Annotated in this window: 26 protein-coding genes, 1 pseudogene and 1 riboswitch; of the genes and pseudogenes, 14 read left to right on the forward strand and 13 right to left on the reverse strand. The window is 69.7% G+C overall.

Annotated elements, in window-relative coordinates; translation table 11 throughout:
- Positions 1-433: 433 nt before the first annotated feature.
- The 4 genes from ABZ904_RS38405 to ABZ904_RS38420 all read right to left on the reverse strand — a co-directional run bounded on the left by ABZ904_RS38405 (position 434) and on the right by ABZ904_RS38420 (position 3,862).
- Positions 434-973 carry an EF-hand domain-containing protein gene (locus ABZ904_RS38405; RefSeq protein ID WP_361828774.1) on the reverse strand — a complete coding sequence of 180 codons (540 nt, stop codon included), beginning with the start codon at positions 971-973 and terminating at the stop codon, positions 434-436.
- A 206-nt stretch (positions 974-1,179) separates the two neighbouring features.
- Positions 1,180-2,169, reverse strand: a complete 990-nt coding sequence (locus tag ABZ904_RS38410) for a putative sulfate exporter family transporter (RefSeq protein WP_361828795.1) — start codon at positions 2,167-2,169, stop codon at positions 1,180-1,182.
- Positions 2,170-2,303: 134 nt separating this feature from the next.
- Positions 2,304-2,867, reverse strand: a complete 564-nt coding sequence (locus ABZ904_RS38415) for a cysteine dioxygenase family protein (protein ID WP_359397227.1) — start codon at positions 2,865-2,867, stop codon at positions 2,304-2,306.
- A gap of 89 nt (positions 2,868-2,956) precedes the next feature.
- Entirely contained in the window at positions 2,957-3,862 is a 906-nt protein-coding gene (locus ABZ904_RS38420) for a LysR family transcriptional regulator (protein ID WP_359397229.1), read from the reverse strand.
- A 431-nt stretch (positions 3,863-4,293) separates the two neighbouring features.
- Here ABZ904_RS38420 and ABZ904_RS38425 point away from each other — a divergent pair.
- The 4 genes and pseudogenes from ABZ904_RS38425 to ABZ904_RS38440 form a co-directional block, all read left to right on the forward strand.
- Positions 4,294-4,739 (forward strand): annotated as a pseudogene (locus ABZ904_RS38425) (transposase family protein); the annotation flags it as partial.
- A 254-nt stretch (positions 4,740-4,993) separates the two neighbouring features.
- Positions 4,994-6,175 carry an ISAs1 family transposase gene (locus tag ABZ904_RS38430; protein ID WP_361828776.1) on the forward strand — a complete coding sequence of 394 codons (1,182 nt, stop codon included), beginning with the start codon at positions 4,994-4,996 and terminating at the stop codon, positions 6,173-6,175.
- 206 nt (positions 6,176-6,381) lie between these two features.
- A complete protein-coding gene (locus tag ABZ904_RS38435; protein ID WP_361828778.1) occupies positions 6,382-7,002 on the forward strand; it encodes a hypothetical protein in 621 nt (206 codons plus the stop codon).
- Between the two features lie 84 nt (positions 7,003-7,086).
- The gene (locus tag ABZ904_RS38440) at positions 7,087-7,314 is read left to right on the forward strand and encodes a DUF6328 family protein (RefSeq protein ID WP_360998522.1); all 228 of its coding nucleotides are present in this window, start codon (positions 7,087-7,089) and stop codon (positions 7,312-7,314) included.
- A 317-nt stretch (positions 7,315-7,631) separates the two neighbouring features.
- On the opposite strand, the gene ABZ904_RS38445 is transcribed toward ABZ904_RS38440, so the two are convergent.
- Positions 7,632-8,174, reverse strand: a complete 543-nt coding sequence (locus ABZ904_RS38445; RefSeq protein ID WP_361828780.1) for a hypothetical protein — start codon at positions 8,172-8,174, stop codon at positions 7,632-7,634.
- Positions 8,175-8,854: 680 nt separating this feature from the next.
- Between ABZ904_RS38445 and rlmN the strand changes: the two genes are divergently transcribed.
- From rlmN to ABZ904_RS38465, 4 genes are all read left to right on the forward strand, one after another.
- Positions 8,855-9,961 carry a 23S rRNA (adenine(2503)-C(2))-methyltransferase RlmN gene (gene rlmN / locus ABZ904_RS38450; RefSeq protein ID WP_360998526.1) on the forward strand — a complete coding sequence of 369 codons (1,107 nt, stop codon included), beginning with the start codon at positions 8,855-8,857 and terminating at the stop codon, positions 9,959-9,961.
- A gap of 32 nt (positions 9,962-9,993) precedes the next feature.
- Positions 9,994-10,099: riboswitch (TPP riboswitch) on the forward strand.
- Positions 10,100-10,225: 126 nt separating this feature from the next.
- Positions 10,226-11,272, forward strand: a complete 1,047-nt coding sequence (locus ABZ904_RS38455; RefSeq protein ID WP_360998586.1) for a thiamine ABC transporter substrate-binding protein — start codon at positions 10,226-10,228, stop codon at positions 11,270-11,272.
- Positions 11,273-11,361: 89 nt separating this feature from the next.
- The gene (locus ABZ904_RS38460; protein WP_359402833.1) at positions 11,362-12,963 is read left to right on the forward strand and encodes an iron ABC transporter permease; all 1,602 of its coding nucleotides are present in this window, start codon (positions 11,362-11,364) and stop codon (positions 12,961-12,963) included.
- Positions 12,964-12,965: 2 nt separating this feature from the next.
- Entirely contained in the window at positions 12,966-14,006 is a 1,041-nt protein-coding gene (locus ABZ904_RS38465) for an ABC transporter ATP-binding protein (protein ID WP_361828782.1), read from the forward strand.
- Between the two features lie 101 nt (positions 14,007-14,107).
- Here ABZ904_RS38465 and ABZ904_RS38470 read toward each other — a convergent pair whose 3' ends face one another.
- From ABZ904_RS38470 to ABZ904_RS38495, 6 genes are all read right to left on the reverse strand, one after another.
- Positions 14,108-14,782 (reverse strand): LAETG motif-containing sortase-dependent surface protein, encoded by a 675-nt coding sequence (locus ABZ904_RS38470; protein WP_360998529.1) that lies wholly within the window; start codon positions 14,780-14,782, stop codon positions 14,108-14,110.
- Positions 14,783-15,005: 223 nt separating this feature from the next.
- Positions 15,006-15,413, reverse strand: a complete 408-nt coding sequence (locus ABZ904_RS38475; protein WP_359402806.1) for a VOC family protein — start codon at positions 15,411-15,413, stop codon at positions 15,006-15,008.
- Positions 15,414-15,718: 305 nt separating this feature from the next.
- The gene (locus tag ABZ904_RS38480) at positions 15,719-16,966 is read right to left on the reverse strand and encodes a hypothetical protein (protein ID WP_359402803.1); all 1,248 of its coding nucleotides are present in this window, start codon (positions 16,964-16,966) and stop codon (positions 15,719-15,721) included.
- On the reverse strand, positions 16,948-17,682 hold the full coding sequence (locus ABZ904_RS38485) for an ATP-binding cassette domain-containing protein (RefSeq protein ID WP_359402800.1): 735 nt from the start codon (positions 17,680-17,682) through the stop codon (positions 16,948-16,950). Before ABZ904_RS38485 ends, ABZ904_RS38480 begins: the two co-directional genes overlap by 19 nt.
- A 219-nt stretch (positions 17,683-17,901) precedes the next feature.
- Positions 17,902-19,284 carry an aspartate aminotransferase family protein gene (locus ABZ904_RS38490; RefSeq protein WP_359402797.1) on the reverse strand — a complete coding sequence of 461 codons (1,383 nt, stop codon included), beginning with the start codon at positions 19,282-19,284 and terminating at the stop codon, positions 17,902-17,904.
- Positions 19,269-19,784, reverse strand: coding sequence for an Lrp/AsnC family transcriptional regulator (locus tag ABZ904_RS38495; protein ID WP_359402794.1), 516 nt, complete (start codon positions 19,782-19,784; stop codon positions 19,269-19,271). Before ABZ904_RS38495 ends, ABZ904_RS38490 begins: the two co-directional genes overlap by 16 nt.
- A gap of 164 nt (positions 19,785-19,948) precedes the next feature.
- Between ABZ904_RS38495 and ABZ904_RS38500 the strand changes: the two genes are divergently transcribed.
- Positions 19,949-21,388 (forward strand): gamma-aminobutyraldehyde dehydrogenase, encoded by a 1,440-nt coding sequence (locus tag ABZ904_RS38500; RefSeq protein WP_359402791.1) that lies wholly within the window; start codon positions 19,949-19,951, stop codon positions 21,386-21,388.
- 201 nt (positions 21,389-21,589) lie between these two features.
- Here ABZ904_RS38500 and ABZ904_RS38505 read toward each other — a convergent pair whose 3' ends face one another.
- Entirely contained in the window at positions 21,590-23,017 is a 1,428-nt protein-coding gene (locus ABZ904_RS38505; RefSeq protein ID WP_359402788.1) for an MFS transporter, read from the reverse strand.
- 240 nt (positions 23,018-23,257) lie between these two features.
- Between ABZ904_RS38505 and ABZ904_RS38510 the strand changes: the two genes are divergently transcribed.
- Positions 23,258-23,452, forward strand: a complete 195-nt coding sequence (locus ABZ904_RS38510; RefSeq protein WP_359402785.1) for a hypothetical protein — start codon at positions 23,258-23,260, stop codon at positions 23,450-23,452.
- 27 nt (positions 23,453-23,479) lie between these two features.
- Here the strand turns inward: ABZ904_RS38510 and ABZ904_RS38515 are convergent, their stop codons facing one another.
- The gene (locus tag ABZ904_RS38515; protein WP_359402782.1) at positions 23,480-23,704 is read right to left on the reverse strand and encodes a hypothetical protein; all 225 of its coding nucleotides are present in this window, start codon (positions 23,702-23,704) and stop codon (positions 23,480-23,482) included.
- A gap of 121 nt (positions 23,705-23,825) precedes the next feature.
- Here ABZ904_RS38515 and ABZ904_RS38520 point away from each other — a divergent pair, with 121 nt between their 5' ends.
- The 4 genes from ABZ904_RS38520 (at position 23,826) to ABZ904_RS38535 (ending at position 25,948) form a co-directional block, all read left to right on the forward strand.
- On the forward strand, positions 23,826-24,191 hold the full coding sequence (locus ABZ904_RS38520; protein ID WP_359402779.1) for a sortase-dependent protein: 366 nt from the start codon (positions 23,826-23,828) through the stop codon (positions 24,189-24,191).
- A complete protein-coding gene (locus ABZ904_RS38525) occupies positions 24,188-24,799 on the forward strand; it encodes a class F sortase (protein WP_360998533.1) in 612 nt (203 codons plus the stop codon). Before ABZ904_RS38520 ends, ABZ904_RS38525 begins: the two co-directional genes overlap by 4 nt.
- Before the next feature lie 161 nt (positions 24,800-24,960).
- Positions 24,961-25,452 carry an RNA polymerase sigma factor gene (locus tag ABZ904_RS38530; protein WP_359402773.1) on the forward strand — a complete coding sequence of 164 codons (492 nt, stop codon included), beginning with the start codon at positions 24,961-24,963 and terminating at the stop codon, positions 25,450-25,452.
- Entirely contained in the window at positions 25,436-25,948 is a 513-nt protein-coding gene (locus ABZ904_RS38535; protein ID WP_360998535.1) for a hypothetical protein, read from the forward strand. The genes ABZ904_RS38530 and ABZ904_RS38535 overlap by 17 nt, the downstream gene beginning before the upstream one ends.
- Positions 25,949-26,038: the final 90 nt, after the last annotated feature.

A 26,038-nucleotide genomic window follows, 5' to 3' on the forward strand; every position in this document is an offset into this window, starting at 1 on the left:
GACGCGGCGAGACAGGAGTCCGATGCCCTCGGCGTCAAGGACCACGCAATGATGGTGCGTCTTGCCGGCGTCCACTCCGGCCCATATCCGGCTCATTATGCTCCCGAGCATCGTCGTGACAGTAGTCCTGCAACGACTTCGCCGGCGTTGTCCTACACAGCGATCTGCTCGCAACTCCCAATCAGCGGCCGAGTCGTCGCGGGGCGACAGGCGGCCAAGTCGATCGAGCCACGGACGGCAACCTGATAACAGCCACACCTGACACCCCTGGGTGAACGAACCCTACGAATGCCTCGCTCAGCCCGATCAAGAAGGTAGGACCTGATAAGGATGAGGCCCGACCGTCAAAGACGGCTGCGGAACGTGCCGTGGCCCGGAGCGGGGGGCCTTCCCGGCTCCGGGCCATCTGGTGTTCGGCATGTTCCGGTTCAGCTCAGTGCCCGAGGAGCGGCACGTCGATCTCGCCCATGTGGTAGGCGTGGACGGCCTGAACCAGCTCGTCGGCGGAGAGTTGGTCGTCGCCGTTGGCGTGCATCTGGCGGAATGCGTCGGCCGGGTCGATGTTCTCGACCCCCATGGCGTTCAGCCAGGTCTTGAACTCGGTCGGGCTGATCTGGTCGTCGTCGTCCACGTCCGCCAGCTTGATCATGGCCCGGATGGTCGGCTTGATGACCTTTCCGAAGTCCGCGCTGCCGTTCTCCAGGACGTGTTCCTTGACGATGTCGTTGAACTGCTCGGGGGTCAGCTGGCCGTTTTCCTTGTCGATCCCGGCCTTGTCGGCGAAGAAGTTCCACATGCCCAGGTAGGTGTCGGTCAGCGCGCGGCCCCTCGGGGAGCCGGGAGCCTCGCCCAAGGCCTGCAGGATGCGCTTGGACTCGGCCTCGCAGTCGGAGCGGTCGATGCGGCCGTCGCCGTTCACATCCCAGCTGTCGAAGCGCTTCTTGATGCGGTCGAGCTGCACGGAAGTGGTCATCTCGGAGATCTCCAGGTGGTTCGTCCGGGCGGGGCCGGCCCACCGGGCAGCTCGATCCTCACGGGAGTAGGTCTGCGTCCGGGTGCCTGACTGCCGACCGGGGCTCGGTCACCGCAACACGCGGTGACCGAGCCCCAGTGGTCGTGCCGGTGGTCCGGAGGGTCACCGGACCGGAACACGAACGGCACCACGAACCGGGACCAGCACTACACGGTCAAAAGCACGCCAGCGTAGGAAACGGCGGCAATGAGAATCCAGGAGATCAGGCCGACTGCCGCCACCCGTGGTCCGGTCCGCGCCAGGGTGGGCAGGTTGACCATGCTGCCCAGCCCCACCATGGCCATGGCCAGGAGCAGTTGCTGGGCCTGTTGCGCGGCGTCGAGTACGGGAGCCGGAAGAACTCCGGTGCTGCGTACCGCGATCATGGCGAGGAAACCGAGAACGAACAGGGGCAGCAGCGGGGTCCGCCGGCCGGACGCCGCGGCGCGCGACCCCGCGGTCCCCGCCGCCGTCCGCTGTCTGCGGAGGGTGTACGCCACCGTGGCCACCAGGGGCGCGAGGAGCGCGACACGCATCAGCTTGACGAGCACGGCCTCGCCGAGTGCCGCGGGACCCGCGGTCTGGGCTGTCGCGACGACCTGACCGACGTCGTGCACGCTGGCCCCCGTCCAGCGGCCGAACTGGACGTCATCCAGTCCGAGGGGGTGGTGCAGGAGGGGCAGCACCCCGATGGCGAGGGTGCCGCAGAGCGTGACCAGGGCGACGGACGCGGCGATGTCCTCCTCGTCGCTGCTGGTGACCTGACTCACCGCACCGATGGCGGAGGCGCCGCAGATGGAGTAGCCGGTCGCGATGAGCAGGGGCTGGTCGCCGCGCAGGCCCATGCGGCGGCCGAGCCAGGTGGTGCCCCAGAACGTGGCGGCCACGACGCAGAGCACCATCCCCGCCGTGGCCCAGCCGAGGCCGAGCACGTCCTTGAGGCTCAGCTGCAGCCCCAAGACCACGATGCCGATGCGCATCAGCCGTTTCCCGGCGAGAGTCAGTCCGGGCCGGGCCCGGCCGCGCACGGTCGCGCGCAGACCCGGCAGGTGGGCGGCAGCCATGCCGAGCACGACGGCGGCGGTGGGCACCGGCACAGCGGGCAGCAGCAGGTGCATGGTCCATGCCAGGCCGGCGCCGAGGGCGGCCACCAGCAGACCGCAGAGAACGGCCGCGGCGGCCCGGCGGCGGCGCCCGCCGCCGGTTCCGGGGGCGGGGGCGGCATCGGCAGGGGCAAGGAGCGTCGCCGGATGGGAGACGCCGACGGGGGTCCCGGTCGCGGTACGGCCGTTCACCGTTCGCCGACCGGCAGCCGGTAGATCCGCCTCACACTGGTGCCCAGGCGGGAGATGTCGGCCCCGTAGATGTGCAGCGATACGGCCATTCCGGCACCGCCGTTCCACACCTCGTGGATGTCGCCGGGCGGCGCGAAGCCGCAGACCTCGCCCTGGGCGTTGACGACCTCCTGGGTCGGGACGAGGCGGGAGGCGGCGCCGTCGGGGACCAGCCGGAACCGGCGTTCGTGCTCCTCGCCCTGGTGCACGCCCGTGACGCACCACGACACGTGGTCGTGGATGGACGTGCGCTGGCCCGGCAACCAGACCAGGGCGACGATCGAGAAGCTGCCGTCGTCCTCGGCGTGCAGGACGTGCTGGCGGTAGTGGTCCGGGGCGCCCTCGGTGTGCCGGTCGAGCAGCAGGTCGGGGGCCCCGAGGTGCGGCGCCAGCCGCTCACCGACGAGTCGGGCGGTGGGACCGGGGGGCAGACCGCGGCCGACCGTCTCCCGCACTTCGTGTACGAGGCGGGCCAGGCGGACGGTGGGCGCGGAGTACGCCGGAGCGGTCACGGAGGTCATATCGCCAGCGTCCGGTCGCACCGGCCCAGACGTCCACTGACAGTTCCTTCACCCGACCCCTGCAAACGCTTATGCGTGGAGTGGCCCGGTCAGCGGCCGCTGCGCCGTGCGGCGACCGTCTTGAGCGCGTCGAGCACCAGGGCCGCGGCCGGGATACGCAGATGCTCGCGCGGCACGTACGCCGCGACCCGGCGGCGGGAGACGGGGTCCAGCGGGCGACCGGTGATCCGCTCCAGCCGCATGAAGGAGAGCACCAGGCCGGGCATCATCGCAACGCCCAGCCCCTCGGCGACCAGCGACTGCACCACCAGGTTGTCGTCGGTGGCGAAGGCGATGTCGGGAGCGAATCCCAGTTCGGCGCACTCGTGGAGGAAGTTGACCCGGCAGCGCAGGCAGCCGGCGATCCAGCGTTCGCCCGCCAGATCGCCGAGCCTGACCGAGCGGGACCGGGCCAGCCGGTGCCCGGCCGGCATGAGCACCATGAGCTGGTCCTCCAGCAGCGGGATCTCGACCAGCTCGTCCGGCACCGCTTCCTCCAGCCCCGGATACGTGAAGGCGAGGGTGATGTCGCACTCGCCGCGGGTGACCCGCTCCAGCGACTCGGGCGGCTCGTCCCCCAGCAACTCCACCCGTATTCCGGGGTGGTCGGCCGCGAGCAGCGCCAGTGCCTCGGGGATCAAGGTGGCGTTGGCGCTGGGGAAGGCGCACAGCCGAACCCGCCCGGTCTCCAGCCGGGTCACCGCCGCTATCTGCTCCCAGGCCACGGACATGCTGTCGAGAATCGTGTCGGCGTGCCGGGCCAGCGCCTCTCCCGCCTCCGTCAGTCGCATGCGCCGGCCGATGCGGACGAACAGCGCGGTGCCGGCCGAGCGCTCCAGCGCCTTCATCTGCTGGGTGACGGCCGGTTGCGTGTAGCCGAGCACCGAGGCCGCGGCTGAGTAGGAGCCGGCCTGGACCACGGTGTGGAACGTCTTGATGTGTCTTGAGTCGAACACTCCCGAATCATAAGGGGAACTTTGGGCCCCTTCGGGGGTTGAGGAACATCCATGTCGGATCGTGCGCTAAGCCCTCGCAGCCTTGATTGGCGCTTTGACCAGGGCTGATCGTACGGCGCAGCCTTCGCAGATCGATGTTGTCGATCTTCGGAGGACCTGGTGGCAGTCGAGTTTCTGTCGGATCAAGCAGGCGGTACTGGTCCTGCGCCGGTTCGTCGACGGCACACGCATCGCCCAACTCGCCCGCGACAACGGCATCTCGGTCCCGACCGCCTACCGTTACCTGCATGAGGGCCTGACCGTGCTCGCCGACGATGCCCCGGACCTATCCACTGTACTGGAACGCGCCGTGGCGGCCGGCTACACGCACCTCAACCTGGACGGCACCGCCGTACGTACCGACCGCGTCGCCGCCCCCCGCCCCCAACGGAGCCGACCTGTGGTGGTCCGGAAAGCACCGCCACCACGGCGGGAACGTACAGGTCATCTCCGCCCCGGACGGCTGGCCGCTGTGGATCTCCCCGGTCCGCCCGGCCGCGAGCACGATGTCACCTGCGCCCGCGCCCACGCCTCATCGACGCCCTCAACCGGCTCGCTGCCGCCCTGGGCATCCCCACCCTGATCGACCTCGGCTACGAGAACGCGGGTGACGGCTTCCGCCACCCGGTCAAGAAGCCCGGGCGGCGAACTCACCGAACGAGCCCAGACATTCAACGCCATGATCCGAAGGGTCCACGCCGTCGCCGAACGCGCCAACGCCCTGCTGAAGGTCACCTTCAAGGCCCTGCGCCGGGTCAGCCTCGACCCCGCGGCCACCACCCGCATCGCCCGGGCCGCCCTCGTCCTGCTCCAGCTCGAACACGGCCGCACCACCTGAACGAAGATCACCAACCGTCACAAGACGTTACCGAGAAGGGTTCAATGCTTTCCAACGCGGTACCTATGTCGTCACGCTGCTGCTGACCGTTGTCACCTCTGCGGTTCTCGCTACCCCCGTCGCCCAGGGCGTCGGCGTAGTCGCATGACGCCCGGTTCGTAGCGATCTGTCAGTTCGGCGGTGTCCCGGAACGTGACAGGCACGGCTTCCAAGATCATGGAGTTCTCTACGCCCCATGATCCGAGTGGAAGACCGTGCCTGTCGACGCATCATCGCTGATCCCGCCTGCCCTTGACCAGCTCCGCGAGCATCCCGAGGCCGTATCCGACGAGGTTCCGCACCTGCTGGAGCGGCTGGCTGAGGTGCCCGACCCGCGAGACCCGCGCGGCGTACGGCACGCTCTGGTTGCCGTGCTCGCGCTAACCGCGTGCGCGGTTCTGGCGGGGGCGACCTCTCTGCTGGCAGTCAGCGAGTGGATCGCCGACGCCCCGCCGCACATCCTGGAACGCCTCGGCATACGCCTCGACCCACTGTTCCCGAAGCGGTTCCTGCCTGCGGAAACGACGGTCCGGCGGCTGCTGGCCCGCATCGACGGCGATGCGCTGGACCGGGCGATCGGACGCCGGCTCGCCGACCGACGCCCGAAAGCGACCGGGCTGCGCGGCCTCGCAGTGGACGGCAAAAGCCTGCGCGGCGCGGCCAAAGCGACGGGCCGCAAGATCCACCTGCTCGCCGCACTGGATCACACCACCGGCCTGGTCCTGGCCCAGCTGGACGTCGGCGAGAAAACGAACGAGATCACCTGCTTCCAGCCGCTGCTGGACACCATCGCCGACCTGGCCGGAGTCGTCGTCACTGGCGACGCGATGCACACCCAGCGCGAGCACGCCGACTACCTCATCGGCCGGGGCGCCCACTACATCGTGATCGCCAAGGGCAACCAGAAGAAGCTGCGCCGACAGCTCAAATCCCTTCCCTGGAACGACATCCCACTTCAGGGACGCACCCGGGGCATCGGCCACGGTCGCTCCGAGACCCGCCGGATCAAGGTCGCCACCGTGAACAGCCTCCTCTTCCCCGGAGCTCGCCAAGCTGTCCAGATCAAGCGCCGGCGCACCGACCGCAAGACCGGCAAGACCACCATCAAGACCGTCTACGCGGTCACCAGCCTCACCGCCGAACAGACCACCGCGGCCCAGCTCGCCAAACTCGTCCGCGACTACTGGAAGATCGAGTCCCTGCACCACGTCCGCGACACTACCTTCGCCGAGGACGCCTCCCAGCTACGGACCGGCAACGCACCCCGCGCAATGGCCACCTGGCGCAACCTCGCCATCGGAGCCCTCCGCACGGCCGGAGTGAAGAACATCTCGGCCGGCCTCCGCCGCAACGCCCGCGACCCCCGTCGCCCCCTCGCGCTCCTCGGCCTCAGGTGATCACAAACCGGGCATCGTGTCGCTGCGCCGAAACCCCGATCCCCGCCGTGGTCGCCGTACAGCACTTCCGGCAGTCCGGGGAAATGTGTGAGCTGCGGCCCACGGTGATCTGAACCCTGCTCAGCTACTGGGGGTCATGAGCTATCAGACTGAGAGATGAGATGAACTGAGAAAGAGACGACTCGCGGACCGCGCGCATCGCATCCATGCACTGGCGGCAGCAGTACCAGACGGCCGTCATGGCGGTCTGCCGCTTGCGGAAGCCGTTGCTGGAGGTCAATATGCCGGCGGACTGGGCAGTTCCCCCGGACCTGATCGGTTCCATGTTCGAGACCTTGCTCGCAGAGCCCACCGAAGCCCTGGATCACGAAGTCCGCGGTCAGGCGGATGAGGTCCTGCAGGCTCCCCTGTTCGAATTCGAGCTGGAACCTGAGTTCGTCGAGGAGGTTCAACTGGAGGCACTCAACGGTCTGCTGATGCTGGGTGAGGGGCTGATGGCGCTAGACGCCAAGCGTGCGGACTACATCGTGTACCGAGTCCGGGCTATGACCACCTATGTGGACGAGGTCATCGCCGATTCACTGAGACTGGACCCGGACGAGGGCACTCATCGGCGCTATCTGTCCCGACTCAGGAACGATATCCGAGCTTACGGCCTAGGCTACTTCGGCTCGCGGAACATCGAGCTGGAGTTCGCCTGCCATGGCGCAATCGTCCAGAGCTCAGATGTGGACTTCTTCTCCTCGGCGGCGGGTCGGGAGCTTCTGATACGAGGTGACGAGTACAGCGCCGAGGTCGCCACGGCACTTCGCCGGTTCCTGTCGTAAGCGTCCGGAGCCGGGATTCAGAAAGCCGTCACATTGCCACGAACCAGGCGTCACACGACTACGCCGAAGCCTTGCCCCGTCGCCTTGCACCGTGCACTGTTCCACCGCGGTTTGAAGCCACGCATCGTTGCCCTCTCTGCCCGGCTCGCGCAAATCGGCCTGGTCCTCCTGATGCTGTCGCTCAACGGCGCCGTTTTCCTGCTGATGGACGTCGTGCTTGGCCGCACGGCAGCCATCTCCATCACGGCCGTGACCACGGCGATCTTCGCTGGCCTGTGGTTCCTGCTGCCCTGGACCGCCCGACGCGCGTAATTCCGGGATTTCCGTGATGCGTACAACGAACACTCCCGAGCACGCCGACTGTTGGTCACGGGTGACCACGCGGACGAGTTGCCCACCGCGTGAAGCTGGCGACGTGCTGCCGTCTCAGTTTCCGTCTCATTCAGCCCCGTTCACGGCCGTTCAGGCGAGGCCTCAAGCCATCCCCGCATCGGCAGACAGCTAACCCTGAACGCAGGTGAACGCCCCTGCACATCACTCCGCAAGCTACCAACACAGTTGGAAAGCGTGTTGGGGCAACCGCCGCCTAGCACCGTCTCGCAGTCGGCATAGCCTTCGAATCTGGCCAGCTACGATTCGGGGGTGCTCACACGGTGCCCCCTCTGAGTACGCCGCCTGGCCAGCTGTTCGTCGATGTCATTGATGAAGAGAGCCAGGAGGTCGCCCGACTGTACCTGTCTGCCACTGTGCCCAAAGTCTCGGCGAATTGCGGTGAGGAGCTCCTCGAAACTAAATATCGTATCCTCGGATGCGAGAACTTGTGCTTCTCTTTTGAACTTTGACCAGGCGAGCAGAACATCGTCAGAAGCCCACGTAATCAGATCTGGCGTAATTTCCCGCAGGAACTGCGCCACCTCATCTGCGTTCGAAGAATCGGGATTCATAACCGTTCTCATGAGGCCACTTACTAGCCTAGTGTAAACGGGTATTTTGCTGGCCCGAATCTCTGCTTCAACAGCTTTGCGGCGTTCGAGGTAGCGCCCGATAACCAACGTGGCGACGGTTACGAGAACCGTCGCCATTGCAGTCACCGCTGCGGCGGCAACCGTGGAGTTAACGCCGTGAAAAACCTGATGCCCCACGTACCTCGCCAGAAAGGCTATGGCCTCCACCGCACCGAACAACAAAGCGGCAAGGACTGCGAGGCTGCCGATGCCTTAGATGAATGCACGCATGGGTGCACTGTGACACGAAGCTCGGCACCGACGAGGCGGATCCATCAAAGTCGGGGATCGGCCGGCCAGGTCGGCCTAGCAACCGGACAGGGGTGAACAGAGGCGAACCGCCCCGCATGCAGCCTGACAGCTACCAACAGACTTGGAAAGCGTGAACGCCAACGTTCAATCCACCGCTGCCCAGTCCGTGTCAGACCCGTGCCAGATCGTGCGGGGAACCACGGGGAACAGCGGACAATACGACGGCGAGCAGCCGAGCGCCAGTGCCACTCCGTTGCTAGCCAGCAGCCTATGCCTCTCTAGATCACCTCAGCTGGAGCTGTCACAAAGAGGGTGTGCCGGACGTCATAGCGCTGGCGGAGATCACGGCCATGCCGCGGGGGGATGGACCTCCCCGCCCTCGGGGTCTTCGTCAGGGGTGAGGTCTCCTGGCACGCCGACAACCGCCAGGTCAGGGTCCGGCTCGACGAGTGGCGGGCAGACGACGAGTGATCGTCCTTGGGCCGTCCCTGGGCCGTCCGAGGCCGCTCAGTGGTGGCCGGTGACGACTACTAACGACAGTCGCAGCAAGCGAGAGCCGCAGGTCACCCGATTGGATCTGCGACACTGATAAAGCCATGCCTAAGCCCGGAGAACTCACTTTCGTCGCGCCGCGCGGAGCCAAGACGCCGCCGCGGCACCTTGCCGATCTCACGCCCGCCGAGCGCAAGGAGGCGGTCGCCGCGATCGGTGAGAAGCCGTTCCGTGCCAAGCAGCTCTCGCAGCACTACTTCACCCGGTACGCGCACGACCCGGAGCAGTGGACCGACATCCCCGCCTCGTCCCGCGCCCGGCTCCAGGAGGCGCTGCTGCCGGAGCTGATGACGGTCGTACGGCATCTGTCGACCGACGAGGACACGACCCGCAAGACGCTGTGGCGGCTGTTCGACGGAACCCTCGTCGAGTCCGTGCTCATGCGGTATCCCGACCGGGTCACCATGTGCATCAGCTCCCAGGCGGGTTGCGGCATGAACTGCCCCTTCTGCGCCACCGGCCAGGCGGGCCTCGACCGCAACCTGTCCACCGCCGAGATCGTGCACCAGATCGTCGACGGGATGCGGGCACTGCGCGACGGCGAGATCCCCGGCGGCCCGACACGGCTGTCGAACATCGTCTTCATGGGCATGGGCGAGCCCCTCGCCAACTACAAGCGCGTCATGGCGGCCATCCGCGCCCTCACGGACCCCGCTCCGGACGGGCTCGGGCTCTCTCAGCGCGGCATCACCGTGTCGACCGTCGGACTCGTGCCGGCCATCCACCGCTTCGCCGACGAGGGCTTCAAGTGCCGGCTCGCCGTCTCGCTGCACGCGCCGGACGACGAGCTGCGCGACACCCTCGTCCCCGTCAACACCCGGTGGAAGGTCCGTGAGGTTCTCGACGCCGGTTTCGAGTACGTCGAGAAGTCCGGGCGCCGGCTGTCCATCGAGTACGCCCTCATCCGGGACATCAACGACCAGGCGTGGCGCGGTGATCTGCTGGGCCGGCTGCTCAAGGGCAAGCCCGTGCACGTGAACCTGATCCCGCTCAACCCGACCCCCGGCTCCAAGTGGACCGCGTCGCGGCCCGAGGACGAGAAGGCGTTCGTCGAGGCGATCGCCGCCCACGGAGTGCCGGTGACGATCCGGGACACCCGTGGCCAGGAGATCGACGGGGCGTGCGGGCAGCTGGCGGCCAGCGAACGTTAGGGCTGTAGTCTGAGCCCGGTCATTACATCTTCATATTCCGACAGGGGAGCGCCACAGCGCTGAGAGTGCGGGAGAGCCCGCAGACCCTCTGAACCTCGCCCAGGTCATTCTGGGTAGGGAGTTCGGTCTTCACTCGAGCTGTTGCGCCCTGCCCGGGAACCCTTCGAGGCTCCCGGGCAGGGCCGCGTCTCTTCCTGGTCACCCAGGAGGAATTCAGTGAGCATCACCGGCAAGCGGTTCGCGGCCGTGGTCGTCGGGCTGGGCATGGTCACGCTGTCCGCGTGCGGGTCGTCCGGCTCGGCGAGCGGGAGCGGCGGCGACTCCAAGACCGTGACCCTCGTCAGCCATGACTCGTGGGCCGCCTCGAAGAGCGTCGTCTCGGCCTTCGAGAAGGAGTCCGGATACACCGTCAAGGTCCTCAAGGACGGCGACGCCGGCCAGGCCGTCAACAAGGCGATCCTGACCAAGGACAACCCGCAGGGCGACGTCTTCTTCGGCGTCGACAACACGCTGCTGTCCCGGGCCGTGGACAACGGGCTGTTCCAGCCCTACGAGGCCAAGGGTCTCGACCAGGTCGGCGCGCAGTACCAGCTCGACAAGGGCGAGCACCGGGTCACGCCGATCGACTACGGCGACATCTGCGTCAACTACGACAAGAAGTACTTCGCCGACCACAATCTCACCCCGCCGGCCACCTTCGACGACCTCACCAAGCCCGCGTACAAGAACCTGCTCGTCACCGAGAACGCCGCCACGTCCTCGCCGGGTCTCGGCTTCCTGCTCGGCACCGCCGCGAAGTACGGCGACGGGGACACCGCCGGCTGGCAGAGCTACTGGAAGAAGCTCAAGGACAACGGAGTGAAGGTGGTCGACGGCTGGGAGCAGGCGTACGACCAGGAGTTCTCCGGTTCCGCCGGAGGCCGCAAGGCGGGCGGCGACCGGCCGCTCGTCGTCTCGTACGCATCGTCGCCGCCCGCCGAGGTCGTCTACGCCCAGCCGCGGCCCAAGACCGCGCCGACCGGTGTCGCGACGGGCACCTGCTTCCGTCAGATCGAGTTCGCGGGCCTGCTGAGCAACGCGCACAACAGCAAGGGCGCGAAGGCGTTCATCGACTTCCTGATCAGCAGGCGGTTCCAGGAGGACATGCCGCTCAACATGTTCGTCTACCCGGTGGTCCAGGGTGCGAAGGTGCCCGCCGAGTTCACCGAGTACGGCCCCGCGGCCAAGAGCCCCGAGACCATGGCCCCGGGCAGGATCGCCACCAACCGCGACCAGTGGGTGAAGTCGTGGACCTCGCTCGTACTGAAGTAGCCCGGGAGGCGGACGCGGAAGCAGGCGCGTCGGCCGCAGGGGCTCGGAGGAGGCGCGGGAGGCGGGGGAGCGTGGCGCGGCTCGGGCTGATGGCCCTGCCCGTCGCGTTCTTCGCGGTCTTCTTCGCCTACCCCGTCGCCGCGATCGTCGCCCGCGGTCTGCGCGTCGACGGAGTGTGGCAGCTCGGACGCCTCGTGGACGTGCTCGCCCAGCCCGACATCCGGCATGTCCTGTGGTTCACGACCTGGCAGGCGCTCGCCTCCACCGCCCTCACGCTGCTGGTCGCGCTCCCAGGCGCATATGTCTTCGCGCGCTACGACTTCCCGGGCAAGCAGGTGCTGCGCGCGGTCGTCACCGTCCCGTTCGTGCTGCCGACCGTCGTCGTCGGTACGGCCTTCCTGGCGCTCGTCGGCCGCGGCGGTCTGCTCGACGATCTGTGGGGGCTGCGGTTCGACACGACCGTGTGGGCCATCCTGCTCGCCCACGTGTTCTTCAACTACGCGGTGGTGGTCCGGACCGTCGGCGCGCTGTGGGCACAGCTGGACCCGCGGCAGGAGGAGGCGGCGCGCATGCTCGGCGCCTCCCGTCTCGCGGCGTGGCGGAAGGTGACACTGCCCGCGCTGGGCCCGGCCGTCGCGGCCGCCGCCCTGATGGTGTTCCTGTTCACCTTCACCTCGTTCGGCGTGGTGCAGATCCTCGGCGGTCCCACGTTCTCGACGCTGGAGGTCGAGATCTACCGGCAGACCTCGGAGATCTTCGATCTGTCCACGGCCGCCGTGCTGACGCTCGTCCAGTTTCTGGCGGTGGGGGCGATCCTCGTCCTGCACGCCTGGACCGTGCGCCGCCGGGAGAGCACGCTGCGCCTGGTCGACGCGTCCCGCACGGCGCGCAGACCGCGCGGGGCGGGGGAGTGGGCACTGCTCGGCTCGGTCCTCGCCACGGTCGCCGTCCTGCTCGTGCTGCCGCTCGCCGTCCTCGTCGGGCGGTCCCTGGACGCGCCGGGGTTCGCGTACTACGAGGCGCTGACCCACGACGACGGCGGCACCTTCCTGGTGGCGCCGATCCACGCGATCGGCACCTCGTTGCAGTACGCCGTCGCGGCCACCGGCATCGCCGTGCTGATCGGCTCGCTCGCCGCCGCGGCCCTCGCCCGCAGGGACGCGGGCCGGCTCGTACGGGGATTCGACGCGCTGCTGATGCTGCCGCTCGGCGTGTCCGCCGTGACCGTCGGCTTCGGTTTCCTGATCGCCCTGGACAAGCCACCGCTGGACCTGCGCGGTTCCTGGGTCCTGGTGCCGCTCGCCCAGGCGCTGGTGGGTGCCCCCTTCGTCGTGCGGACCATGCTGCCGGTGCTGCGGGCCGTGGACGCACGGCTGCGGGAGGCGGCCGCCGTGCTCGGCGCGTCGCCGTGGCGGGTGTGGCGCGAGGTCGACCTGCCGATCGTGCGGCGCGCACTGCTGGTCGCGGCCGGGTTCGCGTTCGCCGTGTCGCTGGGCGAGTTCGGGGCGACGGTGTTCATCGCCCGGCCGGACAACCCGACGCTGCCGGTCGCGGTGGCGCGGCTGCTAGGACGGCCCGGTGACCTCAACTACGGCCAGGCAATGGCTCTTTCGACGATTCTGATGGTGGTGTGCGCGGTGGCGCTGCTGGTCCTGGAGAGGCTGCGGACCGATCGGACGGGGGAGTTCTGACCATGCTCAGACTCGAGACGGCGACCGTGCGCTTCGCGGGACGCGCCGCGCTCGACGCGGTAGGCCTGGATGTCGCCGAGCACGAGATCGTGTGCGTGCTCGGGCCGAGCGGCAGCGGCAAGTCGACGCTGCTGCGGACCGTGGCGGGTCTGCAGTCCCTCGACTCCGGACGGGTGTTCCTCGACGGCCGGAATCTGGACGGCGTTCCCGCTCACCGGCGCGGCGTCGGCCTGATGTTCCAGGACCACCAGCTCTTCCCGCAGCGGGACGTCGGCGGCAACGTCGCCTTCGGGCTCCGGATGCACGGGGCGGCACGCTCCGAACAGCAGGCCCGCGTACGGGAGCTGCTCGATCTCGTCGGACTGCCCGGGGCCGCGCGCCGGGCCGTCGGCTCGCTCTCCGGCGGCGAGCAGCAGCGTGTCGCGCTCGCCCGGGCGCTCGCCCCTCGGCCCCGGCTGCTGATGCTGGACGAACCGCTGGGCCAGCTCGACCGGTCGCTGCGCGAGCGCCTGGTCGTGGAACTCCGTGAGCTGTTCGGCCGGTTGGGCACGACCGTGCTCGCCGTCACCCACGACCAGGGCGAGGCCTTCGCGCTCGCCGACCGGGTCGTCGTGATGCGCGACGGAAGGATCGCCCAGTCGGGTACGCCACTTGCGGTGTGGCAGCGGCCCGCGGACGAGTTCGTGGCACGTTTCCTCGGCTTCGACAACGTGGTGGAGGCGACGGTCGCCCAGGACGCCGCGGACACTCCCTGGGGCAAGGTGCCCGTCCCGGAGGGCTCCCCGCAGGGGCGCGGCACCCTGCTCGTGCGGCCCGCGGGCGTACGGCTCGTGGACGCGTCCGAAGGCCTGCGCTGCACCGTGGCCGCACGCACCTTCCGCGGCACCCATGTCGCGGTGCGACTGCGGCCCGCGGAGGGCCCCGCGCTGGAGGCGGCGTGCCCGCTGCGGGCGGCGCCGGACCCCGGGGACGAGGTCGGGGTCGTGTTCGACGCCGCCGAGGTCGTGGTGCTGGGCGGCGCTTCCGGTGCACAGCCGGGCTGAGATCCCGCCCCGGTGGGTGCGATGGCTCGCCCCGCTACGCACGACGGCCCGCCCCGGGAAGGGGCGGGCCGTCCTGCTTACGGGTTACGGGCCTGAAGGCGTCAGCCGGCCTTCGACGCGCCGCGACGGCGCATGCCGAAGAACACCGCGCCACCGCCTATGACGACCAGGCCGCCGGCGATACCGGCGATCATGGGCGTGCTGGAGCTGGCACCGGTCTCGGCGAGGTTCGACGTGCCGGCCGCGGGCGAGGGCGAGTTGTCCCCGGTGGTGGTGGGGGCCGTGCTCTCCGACGCCGACGCCGACGGGCTGTCGGACGGGGACGGAGTGGTGGAGGGCTGCGGGGTCTCCGAGGCCGGCGGCGTCGTCTCGGAGGTCTTGCAGGCGGTGGACGGGGTGGTCAGGTTCGGCTTGATGTCCTCGTCGACCAGGTTCTTCCCGGCGGTGACGTGGACGCGGTAGGTGGCGTTCGGCTTCCAGTCCTCGGCGAAGGTGATGGTGGTGCCTTCGCGGGAGCCCTTGACCTCCTGCGAGCCGACCTGGTGGTCGTCGGCGCCGTTGTTCTCGAGGAACACGGTCACGGTCGCCGGGGTGCCGGAGAAGTCCTTGTCGGTGACGACGATGACGCCCTTGTCGCCGTCGCACTTCGCATCGGCGGAGAACTCACTGATGTTGCAGGCGAGCGCGTTGCCGGCTGCGCCGAGCGCGAGCACAGCGGTTGCGGAGGCGACGCCAAGAATGCGCACCGTACGCGCGGTGCGGGAGGATTTGGACACGATTGCCCTTCACGGGATGCGCAACTGCGGGGGGTTTGAGGGGCGTTGCAGCAACAACAGCGCCCCCAAGAGGCTCACCTGTTTATAAGCGGCGACTAAGTGCTGTCAACGGCGATGTCCGGCATGACGGTCGACTTTGCCGGGTCGTTAACCATTGGCGTGTTTGAAACCCGCTCAGAGAGCTCAACCCCCCGCCGCGGCGACCCCGTTCAGGGGCGGCGGTTCAGCCCTGAACGGCCGCCGGGTCCATCCACATGACCTCCCAGGTGTGGCCGTCCGGGTCGTCGAAGGCACGGCCGTACATGTAGCCGTGGTCGATCGCCTCCCGGCTGCCCGTGCCACCGGCCCCGAGGGCCCGGTCGACGAGCTCGTCGACCTTCTCGCGGCTTTCGGCGCTCAGACAGAGCAGCACCTCGCTGGTCTTGGTGGCGTCCGCGATCTCCTTCTCGGTGAAGTCGGCGTAGCGCTGCCGGCCCAGCAGCATCGCGATGATGGTGTCGCTGATGACGACGCAGGCGCAGTCGTCCGTGGTGAACTGCGGATTGATCGTGTAGCCGAGCTCCGTGAAGAACTTCTTCGACGCGTCGACGTCGGCGACGGGCAGGTTCACGAAGATCATCTGCTGGTACATGAGCGGTGCCTCCCGGCGGTGAGGTGGTCCGTACGCAGAGATGGACCACGGACCGAGGAAGAACTCATCGGTGGCACGGGAGGAACTTCACGGCTTTTTCCAAGCGGGCCGGCGGCCGCCCCTCGAGGGGTCCCGCGCCGGTCTTCCGAGCGGCGCGTATTTCCCGAGCGGACCGGCGCCCGTCTCGCGAGCGGGTCGGGGCGTATTTCCCAGGCGAGCCGAGGTCGCGGCTCCCAGGCGGCGACCTTCCAGCAGGGTCCGCGGCGTCCTTCTCAGCAGGCCGGCGGCGTCCTTCTCACCAGCTCTCAGCGCGCCAGCGGCATCGCCGCGATCTCCGCCACCGCCCAGGTCACCGGCACGAACACCGCGACCAGAGTGCCCGTGCGCAGCAGTGCCGCGGTGCGCAGCACCCTGGCCGGAGCGCCCAGCCGCACCAGCGCCGCGACCGTGTCGGCGCGCTCCTGCTTGGCCTGCACCGCGGCCATGGCCAGCGTCGCGAGCGCGCAGCCGACCACGAGCACCGCGCCCAGCGTGGTGAGCGGCCCGAACGCGGGGCGTGCGCCGGTGTACATCGCCACCATCGCGTACGCCCCTGATGCCACCGCGCACACCACCCCGAGCGGCCGCCCGATCCGACGGGCCTCCTCCTGCAGGCCGCGCCCGGCGAGCAGCCGCATGGCACCAGGGCGCGCGGACTGCAGCATCCAGCCGCAGAGATGGGCGAGTGCAGGCCCGGCCAGGGCCAGCCCCAGCGCCGTCAGCGCCCAGCCGGCCAGCACCCCGGCGGGCCCGTCCGCGAGACCGCCGGGCAGGTGGAGCCCCGGTGCATGGTCGGTGCCGCCGGCGCGGGTCTCCACGGCGAGTCCCGCGGCGAGCGCGGCCACCCCCCAGGGGAGGCCGCCCGGGGCGGGCCGGGGAGGGGGCGGCAATACGGGCGCGGCTGCCTCGTCAGGAAGGCCGGGTGACTGCGCGTCCGGAGTGTTCTCGGCCTCGTCGGCGCTCGGTGTGCCGCGGCCCGCCCGCTTCTTGCGCTGCGGCCGTCCGCCCCGAGGGCGCAGGGCGAGTGCGCTCGCCAGGGACGCCGTGATCGGGACCACCGAGAGGAGCGTGAGCACAGCGGGCACCGGCAGGGACTGGTCGGCGGCGAGGAACCCGGAGGCCGTGCCGTCGAACGGCATTCCCGTCAGATCGCCGCGCAGATGCAGGAAGACCAGCAGTGCCAGCAGCGAGCCGAACACGGTCGACAGTGCCGTGGTCGCCATGGAGAGGCCCATCAGCCGGACCGGTCCCAGGCCGATGGCGGCGAGACCCGAGCGCGGCCGGGTCCCCGGGTCCGTGCGGGCGACGGCGACCGCGAAGTACACCGTGGCGGCCATCGGCGCGAGGCACCAGATGAGCCGCAGCACGGAAACGGCCGACGCCTCCGGGTGCCCCATGGCGTACCCCAGCGTGCACAGCAGCAGGAAGCCGGTGCCCGCCGAGGCCGCCGCGACCAGGAACCGGCGCAGCAGGATCAGCGGGTGCGCCCCGCGGGCTAGACGGAGAGTGAGCACGGCGCCCGGCCTTCCTCGGGCACAGGGGGCAGATGAACGGTCTTCACTTGCCGTCCGTCCAGCAGGGGTACTGTGCGGTCGGCGACGACCGCGGCGTCCGCCGGGTGCGCGGCAAGGATGATCGTGATGCCGTGCGAGCGGGCCGCGGCGGTGAGCGTGCGCAGGACCTGGACGCCGTCGGCCTGGTGCAGGGAGGCGGTCGGTTCGTCCGCGAAGAGCACCGTCGGGCACGCGGCGAGCGCCCGTGCGACGGCGATCCGCTGCCGCTCGGCCTGGGCCAGCTCGCACGGGCGCTTGCGGGCGCAGTCCCCGACGTCGAGGCGCTCCAGCCACTCCAGGGCGGTGGTCTTGGCCCGGCGGCGGCTGGTGCCGCGGAGCATCAGGGGGAGGGCCGCGTTCTCCCATGCGTTCAGTTCGGGCAGCAGCAGCGGCGCCGGATCGATCCAGCCGAACCGGTCGCGGCGCAGCCGTTCCCGCTTCATCGCTCGCATGGTGTGCACAGGTGTGCTGTTGAACCACACCTCGCCCCGCTGGACGGGGAGCAACCCCGCCAGGCACTGGAGCAGGGTCGTCTTGCCGCTGCCGCGCGGGCCCGTGACGGCGAGGACCTCGCCCTCGCGTACGCCCAGGGAGACACCGCAGAGCGCGGGTGAGCCGTTGTGCTGGAAGTACAGGGATTGTGCCCAGAGCACGTCGTTGTCCGGCGGGGCCACCATCGCGTACACCTCGGTTCAGATCCGTTGTCCCGTGCCGATCCCCGTCCGGGGGACCCGTTCGGGGGAACGAAGGCAGAAGCGATCGGTCACATCGCACGCTAGGCAGACTGCGCCGGGAGCTGCGGACAGCAACGGCCCCGGACCGCCGTTTCTCACTCCAACGGGCGGCACGGGGCCGTTGTTTGATCATCCAGAAGGATGATCGGAACCTCGGGCGACTCAGAGCTTGGTCCACGCCTCCGTCAGCGTCGCTCGCAGGATCTGCTCGATCTCGTCGAACGTCTCCTGGTTGGAGATCAGCGGCGGGGCGAGCTGGACGACCGGGTCACCGCGGTCGTCGGCACGGCAGTACAGACCGTTGTCGAACAGCGCCTTGGAGAGGAAGCCGTACAGGACGCGCTCGGTCTCCTCCTCGTTGAAGGACTCCTTGGTCGCCTTGTCCTTGACCAGTTCGATGCCGTAGAAGAAGCCGTTGCCGCGGACGTCGCCGACGATCGGCAGGTCGTGCAGCTTCTGCAGGGTCGACAGGAACGCGGACTCGTTGTCGAGCACGTGCTGGTTGAGGCCCTCGCGCTCGAACAGGTCGAGGTTGGCGAGGCCCACGGCCGCGGAGACCGGGTGGCCGCCGAAGGTGTAGCCGTGCAGGAAGGTGTTGTCGCCCTTGTAGAACGGCTCGGCCAGGCGGTCGGAGATGATGCAGGCGCCTATCGGGGAGTAGCCCGAGGTCATGCCCTTGGCGCAGGTGATCATGTCCGGGACGTAGTCGAACTTGTCGCAGGCGAACATCGTGCCGAGGCGGCCGAAGGCGCAGATGACCTCGTCCGACACGAGCAGCACGTCGTACTGGTCGCAGATCTCGCGGACCCGCTGGAAGTACCCGGGCGGCGGGGGGAAGCAGCCGCCGGCGTTCTGCACCGGCTCCAGGAAGACCGCGGCGACCGTGTCCGGGCCCTCGAAGAGGATCTGCTGCTCGATCTGGTCGGCGGCCCAGCGGCCGAAGGCCTCGGGGTCGTCACCGAAGATCGGGGCGCGGTAGATGTTGGTGTTCGGGACCTTGTGCGCGCCGGGGACCAGCGGCTCGAAGGGGGCCTTCAGGCCCGGCAGGCCGGTGATGGACAGGGCGCCCTGCGGGGTGCCGTGGTAGGCGACCGCGCGCGAGATGACCTTGTACTTGGTGGGCTTGCCGACCAGCTTGAAGTACTGCTTGGCGAGCTTCCAGGCGGTCTCGACGGCCTCGCCGCCGCCGGTGGTGAAGAAGACCTTGTTCAGGTCCCCGGGCGCGTGGTCGGCGAGACGTTCCGCCAGCTCCACGGCCTTCGGGTGGGCGTACGACCACACCGGGAAGAACGCCAGTTCCTGCGCCTGCTTGAACGCCGTCTCCGCCAGCTCGGTGCGACCGTGGCCCGCCTGGACCACGAACAGACCGGCGAGACCGTCGAGGTAACGCTTGCCCTTGTCGTCGTAGATGTAGGTGCCCTCACCCCGGACGATGGTGGGGACGGGCGCGTTCTCGTACGAGGACATGCGGGTGAAGTGCATCCACAGGTGGTCGTACGCGGTCTTGCTGAGGTCCTTGCTGCTCACGGCTATCGGGTTCCCCACATGTAGGTCTGCTTCTTGAGCTTGAGGTAGACGAAGCTCTCGGTGGAGCGCACTCCGGGGAGAGCCCGGATGCGTTTGTTGATGACGTTCAGAAGGTGGTCGTCGTCCTCGCAGACGACCTCCACCATCAGGTCGAAGGAGCCTGCCGTCATCACGACGTACTCGCATTCGGACATGGCGGTCAGCGCATCGGCGACGGACTCCAAGTCGCCCTCGACGTTGATCCCGACCATCGCCTGCCGCCGGAAGCCCACGGTGAGCGGGTCCGTGACAGCGACGATCTGCATCACGCCCTGGTCGAGCAGCTTCTGGACGCGCTGGCGCACGGCCGCCTCGGACAGGCCGACCGCCTTGCCGATCGCGGCGTACGGCCGGCGGCCGTCCTCCTGGAGCTGCTCGATGATGGCGAGGGAGACGGCATCCAGCTGGGTGCCGCCGTTCCTGGACTCGCGGGAGTCCCTCTGGTCTGCGCTTCGACTGGCCACGACCTCACTGTGCACGACGTCTCGATAGTTCCGCAAGGCTGGATCGATGAAATTCGTTGTTTCTGTGATGGAACCCTGCGGATTTCGCAGCCACGACGGGATCGGGGCTGTTGAAAACGTGGGTGCACGGACTAGGGTGGGTGTCTCAGCGATTGGACACCGAACTTGGAGGGCCGGCAGTGAGCACCGAGCTGCGTCGTCTGCGCAATTACATCGACGGCGAATTCCGTGACGCCGCCGACGGACGGACCACCGAGGTGGTCAATCCTGCGACCGGCGAGGCGTACGCGACCGCCCCGCTGTCGGGTCAGGCGGACGTCGACGCCGCGATGGCGGCCGCCGCCGCTGCCTTCCCGGCCTGGCGCGACACGACCCCCGCGGAGCGCCAGAAGGCCCTGCTCAAGGTCGCCGACGCGTTCGAGGAGCGCGCCGAGGAACTGATCGCGGCGGAGGTGGAGAACACGGGCAAGCCGATCGGCCTGACCCGCTCCGAGGAGATCCCGCCGATGGTCGACCAGATCCGCTTCTTCGCGGGTGCCGCCCGCATGCTCGAGGGCCGCTCGGCCGGCGAGTACATGGAGGGGATGACCTCGATCGTGCGCCGCGAGCCGGTCGGTGTCTGCGCCCAGGTGGCGCCGTGGAACTACCCGATGATGATGGCCGTGTGGAAGTTCGCCCCGGCGATCGCGGCGGGCAACACGGTCGTCCTGAAGCCGTCGGACACCACCCCGGCCTCCACGGTGCTGATCGCCGACATCATCGGCTCGGTCCTGCCCAAGGGCGTCTTCAACGTCATCACCGGCGACCGCGAGACCGGCCGCATGATGGTCGAGCACCCCACCCCGGCGATGGCGTCCATCACCGGCTCGGTCCGCGCGGGCATGCAGGTCGCCGAGTCCGCGTCCAAGGACGTCAAGCGCGTCCACCTCGAGCTCGGCGGCAAGGCTCCGGTCGTCGTCTTCGAGGACACCGACATCGCCAAGGCCGTCGAGGACATCTCGGTGGCCGGCTTCTTCAACGCCGGCCAGGACTGCACGGCCGCCACCCGCGTCCTCGTCCACGAGTCCATCCACGACGAGTTCGTGGCCGCGCTGGCCAAGGCCGCGTCCGAGACGAAGACGGGCCGGCCGGACGACGAGGACGTGCTGTACGGGCCGCTGAACAACCCGAACCAGCTCAAGCAGGTCTCCGGCTTCATCGAGCGCCTGCCTGCGCACGCCAAGGTCCAGGCCGGTGGCCACCGGGTCGGCGACCAGGGCTACTTCTACGCGCCGACCGTCGTCTCGGGCCTCCAGCAGGACGACGAGATCATCCAGAACGAGGTCTTCGGCCCGGTCATCACCGTCCAGTCCTTCACGGACGAGGACCAGGCGATCGAGTACGCGAACGGCGTCGAGTACGCCCTCGCGTCCTCGGTGTGGACCAAGGACCACGCGCGCGCCATGCGTATGTCCAAGGCCCTCGACTTCGGCTGCGTGTGGATCAACACGCACATCCCGCTGGTCGCCGAGATGCCGCACGGCGGCTTCAAGAAGTCCGGTTACGGCAAGGACCTGTCGGCCTACGGCTTCGACGACTACACGCGGATCAAGCACGTGATGACGTCGCTGGACGCGTAACAGGCGACGCCGACCGAGCGGCCCCGGACGGGAGTTGTTCCGTCCGGGGCCGCGGCGTTTCTCCGGCCGCGGGACAACTGGCCTCCCGAGCCGGCCGATTGACGTCCCGGTTCCGCGAAGGCGGCTCCCGGCGGGCACGGGCCCTCGAGGAACGCCTCCTCCCCGTCGGAGGCGAAGACCGCTCGAACCTGCTCGACTGTCTCAAGCGCCCTGCGGATGACCGGACTTCGCCGGCACGCACCGCCACGCGAGGCCCCCGGCCGTCAGATAGGCGAGCGCGCCGATCACCATGCTGATGCGCAGCCCCTCGCTGTAGTCGGCGCCCGTGGCGAGCAGGCTGCCCCCGAGGGCCACACCGGTGGCGCTGCCGATCTGGCGGGTGGTGTTGAACAGGCCCGAGGCGGCCCCCGAGTACGCCGCGGGCGCCGCACCCATCACGGTGGTGGTCGAGCCGGTGAGGGCGAAGGAGGTACCGAACCCCGCGGCCATCATCGGAGCCACCAGCAGCGGATAGGCGGGAGTGGCTCCTGCCGCGGCCCAGCCGGCGAGTCCCAGGGCGGCGAGCAGCATGCCGCAGACCACCAGCGGACGGTCGCCGGTACGACGGGCGAGCCGCCCGGACAGGACCGATGCGAACATGGTCATCGCCACCGCCGGGAACAGTGCGGCCCCCGTTTCGAGGGCGCTGAAGCCGCGCCGGCGCTGGAAGTCGAGGCTGGCGGTGAACACCATGCCGTAGAAGCCGAAGTTGAACAGCAGGCCGATGACGGCTCCGCCGCTCATCGCACGCGAGCGCAGCAGGCCCGGCGGCAGGGCGGGAGCCCTGGCCAGCCGCTCGCGCACCGCGAATGCCGCGGCGGCCGCGACGGCCAGGCCCAGTCCGGCGAGAACGGCGGGATCGGTCCAGCCGCGCCGCCCGGCCTCGTTGAGCGCGGCGGTCAGCAGCGCCACCGCCGCCACGACCGCGCACTGCGCGGGCCAGTCCGGAGCCCGGGTGGTGCGCCGGGGCGAGGGCGTCACATGGCGCAGCGTCAGCAGCAGACACGCGACGCCGACAGGCAGGTTGATGAGGAAGACCCACCGCCAGCCCACGGTGGAGACAAGCAGCCCGCCCAGCAACGGCCCGGCGGAGGCCGCGATGCCCGCCATCGACCCCCACAGTCCGAAGGCGCGCGAGCGTGCGGCCGGGGCGGGGTAGGCCTGCTGGAGCAGGGCCAGGGAACCGGGCACGATCAGCGCGGCGCCGAGCCCCTCCACCAGCCGGGCCTCTACCAGGAAGGAAGCGCTCGGCGCGAACGCGCACGCGGCCGAGGCGACGGTGAACACCACCACGCCCCAGCAGAAGACCCGGCGGTTGCCGAGCCGGTCGCCCAGCGCACCACCGGTCATCAGCAATCCGGCGAAGACCATGGTGTATCCGTCCGTGATCCACTGGATGCCGGTGAGCGAGGCCGACAGTTCCCGGCCGACCACCGGAACGGCGACGTTGATGATCGTCACGTCGAGGATCACCATGAAGTAGCCGGCGCACACCGCCAGCAGAGGTGCCAGGGACCGTTGTCCGGACTCCGGGGCCGACTTGGGAAGGGCCAGGGGCCCGTCGCCGCCGGCCGACTCCGCGAACGCCACGTCCCCCACCCCATCCCGTCCGCGCAGGGCTCTACGCAAAAGCCACAGTAAGGGACATGTGGTTCATGTCGTGGCACGGAGTCGATTCACACCGCCTCCGCCGCGGAGTGGGGCCCGAAAGTGTTCGAGCGGCAGCCGTAAGAGCCTTCACGCTTTCGTGGCACGGCCGTTGACGGTCGGTGGGGTACCCCATTCGGCGGTATTGCGGTGACGGGCGGTGCGCTGGACCGTTGAACCAGTATGAGCAGAAGTCGCAGGTTGCGGGATCTGTCGGGGGAGTTGGCATTCGACCAGTTGAGGGCCGAGTTGGCCAGAGCGGCCATGTCGGTGACCGGGCCGAAGTCGCCGCGGAAGAAGGCTGAGGAAACGCTTCGCCTGATGGGCGCGGAGCTGGACGACGGCCTCGGTGAGGCAGCGCCGCCCGGCTCGGACTGAAGTCGTTCACCGGCCTTCTCGGTTTTCCTAGGCGGTCGTCGGCGTTGTCTCGGCGACGGCCGGCCCGCTGTCGTCGGCGGGCGGCTGGACGACCGCGGGTGGCTGCTCCATGCCGCACACCCGGCCGTCGGCCGTCTCGGCGCGGACGGTGCCGGTGCAGGCGTATGGGCGCATGCGTGCGCACGAGGTGCGCGCGGTAGGCGAGTTGGGCTTCCCGGCGTCCCTGCCGCAGCCGATCGTCGTGGTGAGCACGCGAGTGACGCTCGGGCTTTGCCATCTCTTTACAACCTGCTCCGTCGCTGCCTCGTCTCTTCGCTCGACCCGTGACCCAGCCCACCGAGTACCGGGCGGGCCGACGAAAGAGAGCGATTCCATGCGCCGAACTGTCCTCAGCTCCATGGCACTTGCGTGCACCGCAGTGCTGGCGGGCACCGTGCCCGCGTTCGCCGACGGGGCGACCGCGACCCCCAGCCCCGTCCCGACCCGGGCGTCGAGCGCCGCCCCCAGCGCCGAACCCACCCGGGCCCCCAGCGCCGTACCCAGCCGCGCGTCGAGCCCGGCACCGGCCCGGGGCCAGGTCTCCGTCGTGCCGTCGGGCGCACCCGACACCGGCGTGGTGGCCGACTCCTCGCCGTCCGGGGCCACGGACGGTCTGATCGGCGGCGGCGCTGCCGCGGTGCTCGTCGCCGGGGGTGCGGCGGTCTTCGTCGTACGCCGCCGGCGGGCGACCGGGGCATGACCCCGCTCTCCAGGCGCGCATTCGCCACTGCGGCGCTGGCCTCGCTGCTCGTGGGCTGCGGTGGCCACCCGGCTCACCAGGCCACGGCCGCACGCTCCGGAAGCAGGCCGCCGTCCTCGCCGGCATCCGCGAAAGCGGTGCAGCCCCTGGGCCGTTCGGTCCCAATCAGGCTGCGGATCCCGGCCATCGGGGTCGACTCCTCCGTCATGCCCCTGGGGCTGGCGCCGGACGGCACCGTGCAGGTGCCCCCCGTCACGGCACACGACCGGGCGGGCTGGTACCAGCACTCGCCGACGCCGGGTGAGGTGGGACCGTCGGTCATCCTCGGCCATGTCACGGTCGGCGTCTACGGGGCCGGGGTCTTCCGCCGGCTCGCGCGGCTGCGCCGGGACGACCGGATCGTGGTGCGCCTGGAGAACGGCACGGCGGCGGTGTTCACCGTCAGTGCCGTACGGACGGTCGCCAAGGCGGACTTCCCGGCGAACGACGTCTACGGGGACGTGGACCGTCCGGAGCTGCGGCTGATCACGTGCGGCGGACCCCGCACCGGCGACGGATACCTCGACAACGTGATCGTCTTCGCCGCGCTGACCTCCTCGACCCCCTGACCCTCCCGGCGCCCTCCGGGCTCATCCCTCACCCTCGGCTTCGCTCGAGCGAAGGGACCCCATGAGCGGGGAGGACCGCCATCCGGGATGCCGGGCCCACGGAACGTACGCCGACGGCCCGGCATCCTTCTCTACGAGTGCCCTCACGACCATGGAGAGCGTTGAAACGGTCCCGTGACAAGGCGGCGTCCGAGCTGTTCGCCGTCCTCTATCCACGCCTCGCCGGCTGGTGCCGCCGTCTCGTCGACGACGACGAGACGGCCCACGAGATCGCCTCGGAGGCGTTCACCCGGCTCTGGGCCCGCTGGACGTCCGTGGAGGAGCCCCGCGGTTTCCTCTACGTCACCGCGGCCAACCTCGTCCGGGACCACTGGCGCAAAATGGAGCGCGAGCGCAGAGCCATGCGCCGCGCCACCTCGGAAGCCGCCGTCCACCCTCACAGCGAACAGGCGGACCCTTCGGTGCGTCTGCTCGTGCAGTCGCTGCCCGAACGACTGCGGGTCCCGATCCTGCTGCACTACTACGCCGACATGCCGATCCGGGAGGTGTCCGTGCTGACCGGGCGCAAGGAAGGAACCGTCAAGGCCGATCTCCACGCGGCCCGCGAACTGCTCCGCGTCCACCTGAGGAGAAGCCTTGACCACACGCTTTGACGACGACCCGGAGCACGGATCCGAGGACCCCCTCGCGGTGATCCTGCGCCCCGCTCCCGAGCACCTCGGCCCGCCCCCCGGCCGGTTCGAGGCGATCCGCCGCGCCGCAGCGCGCCGCCGGCTGCTCCGCGCCGCGGCCGGGGCGGGCGCGTCCGTGGCCGTCGCCGTCCTCGTCGCGTTGCCGCTCCGCCTGACGGCATCCGAGGCACCCGCGTCCCCGACGGTGCCCCTGGCCCCGCCGCCCGCGACCGGCCCCGCGCAGCGTCACGCCCCGTCGGAGCCGCCAGCCACGTCGGCGAACCCCACTCCGTCGGCGTCGCCCCCGCGCGTCAGCCCCACTCCGACCGGCGGGCCGCAGGACGGCGGCTCCCGCCGCCCGAGCAGCTCGGCGGTCCCGACCCGCGAGCCGTCGGCGACACGGACGTCGGCGCGATCCGAGCCGTCGGCGGGAAGGACCGGGGCCCCCGCCTCACTCGACGGCCGTACCCCGCGGTAGGCGGCGGGCCGTGCCCGGTGCCGCGGGTGCCCTCGCGGGCCTGCCTCGCCGCGCCTGAATCGCTGTACCTGGGTACGGTTTGACCACAGG

Origin of the sequence: Streptomyces sp. NPDC046900 (assembly GCF_040644975.1) — a bacterium.
Lineage (GTDB): Bacteria > Actinomycetota > Actinomycetes > Streptomycetales > Streptomycetaceae > Streptomyces.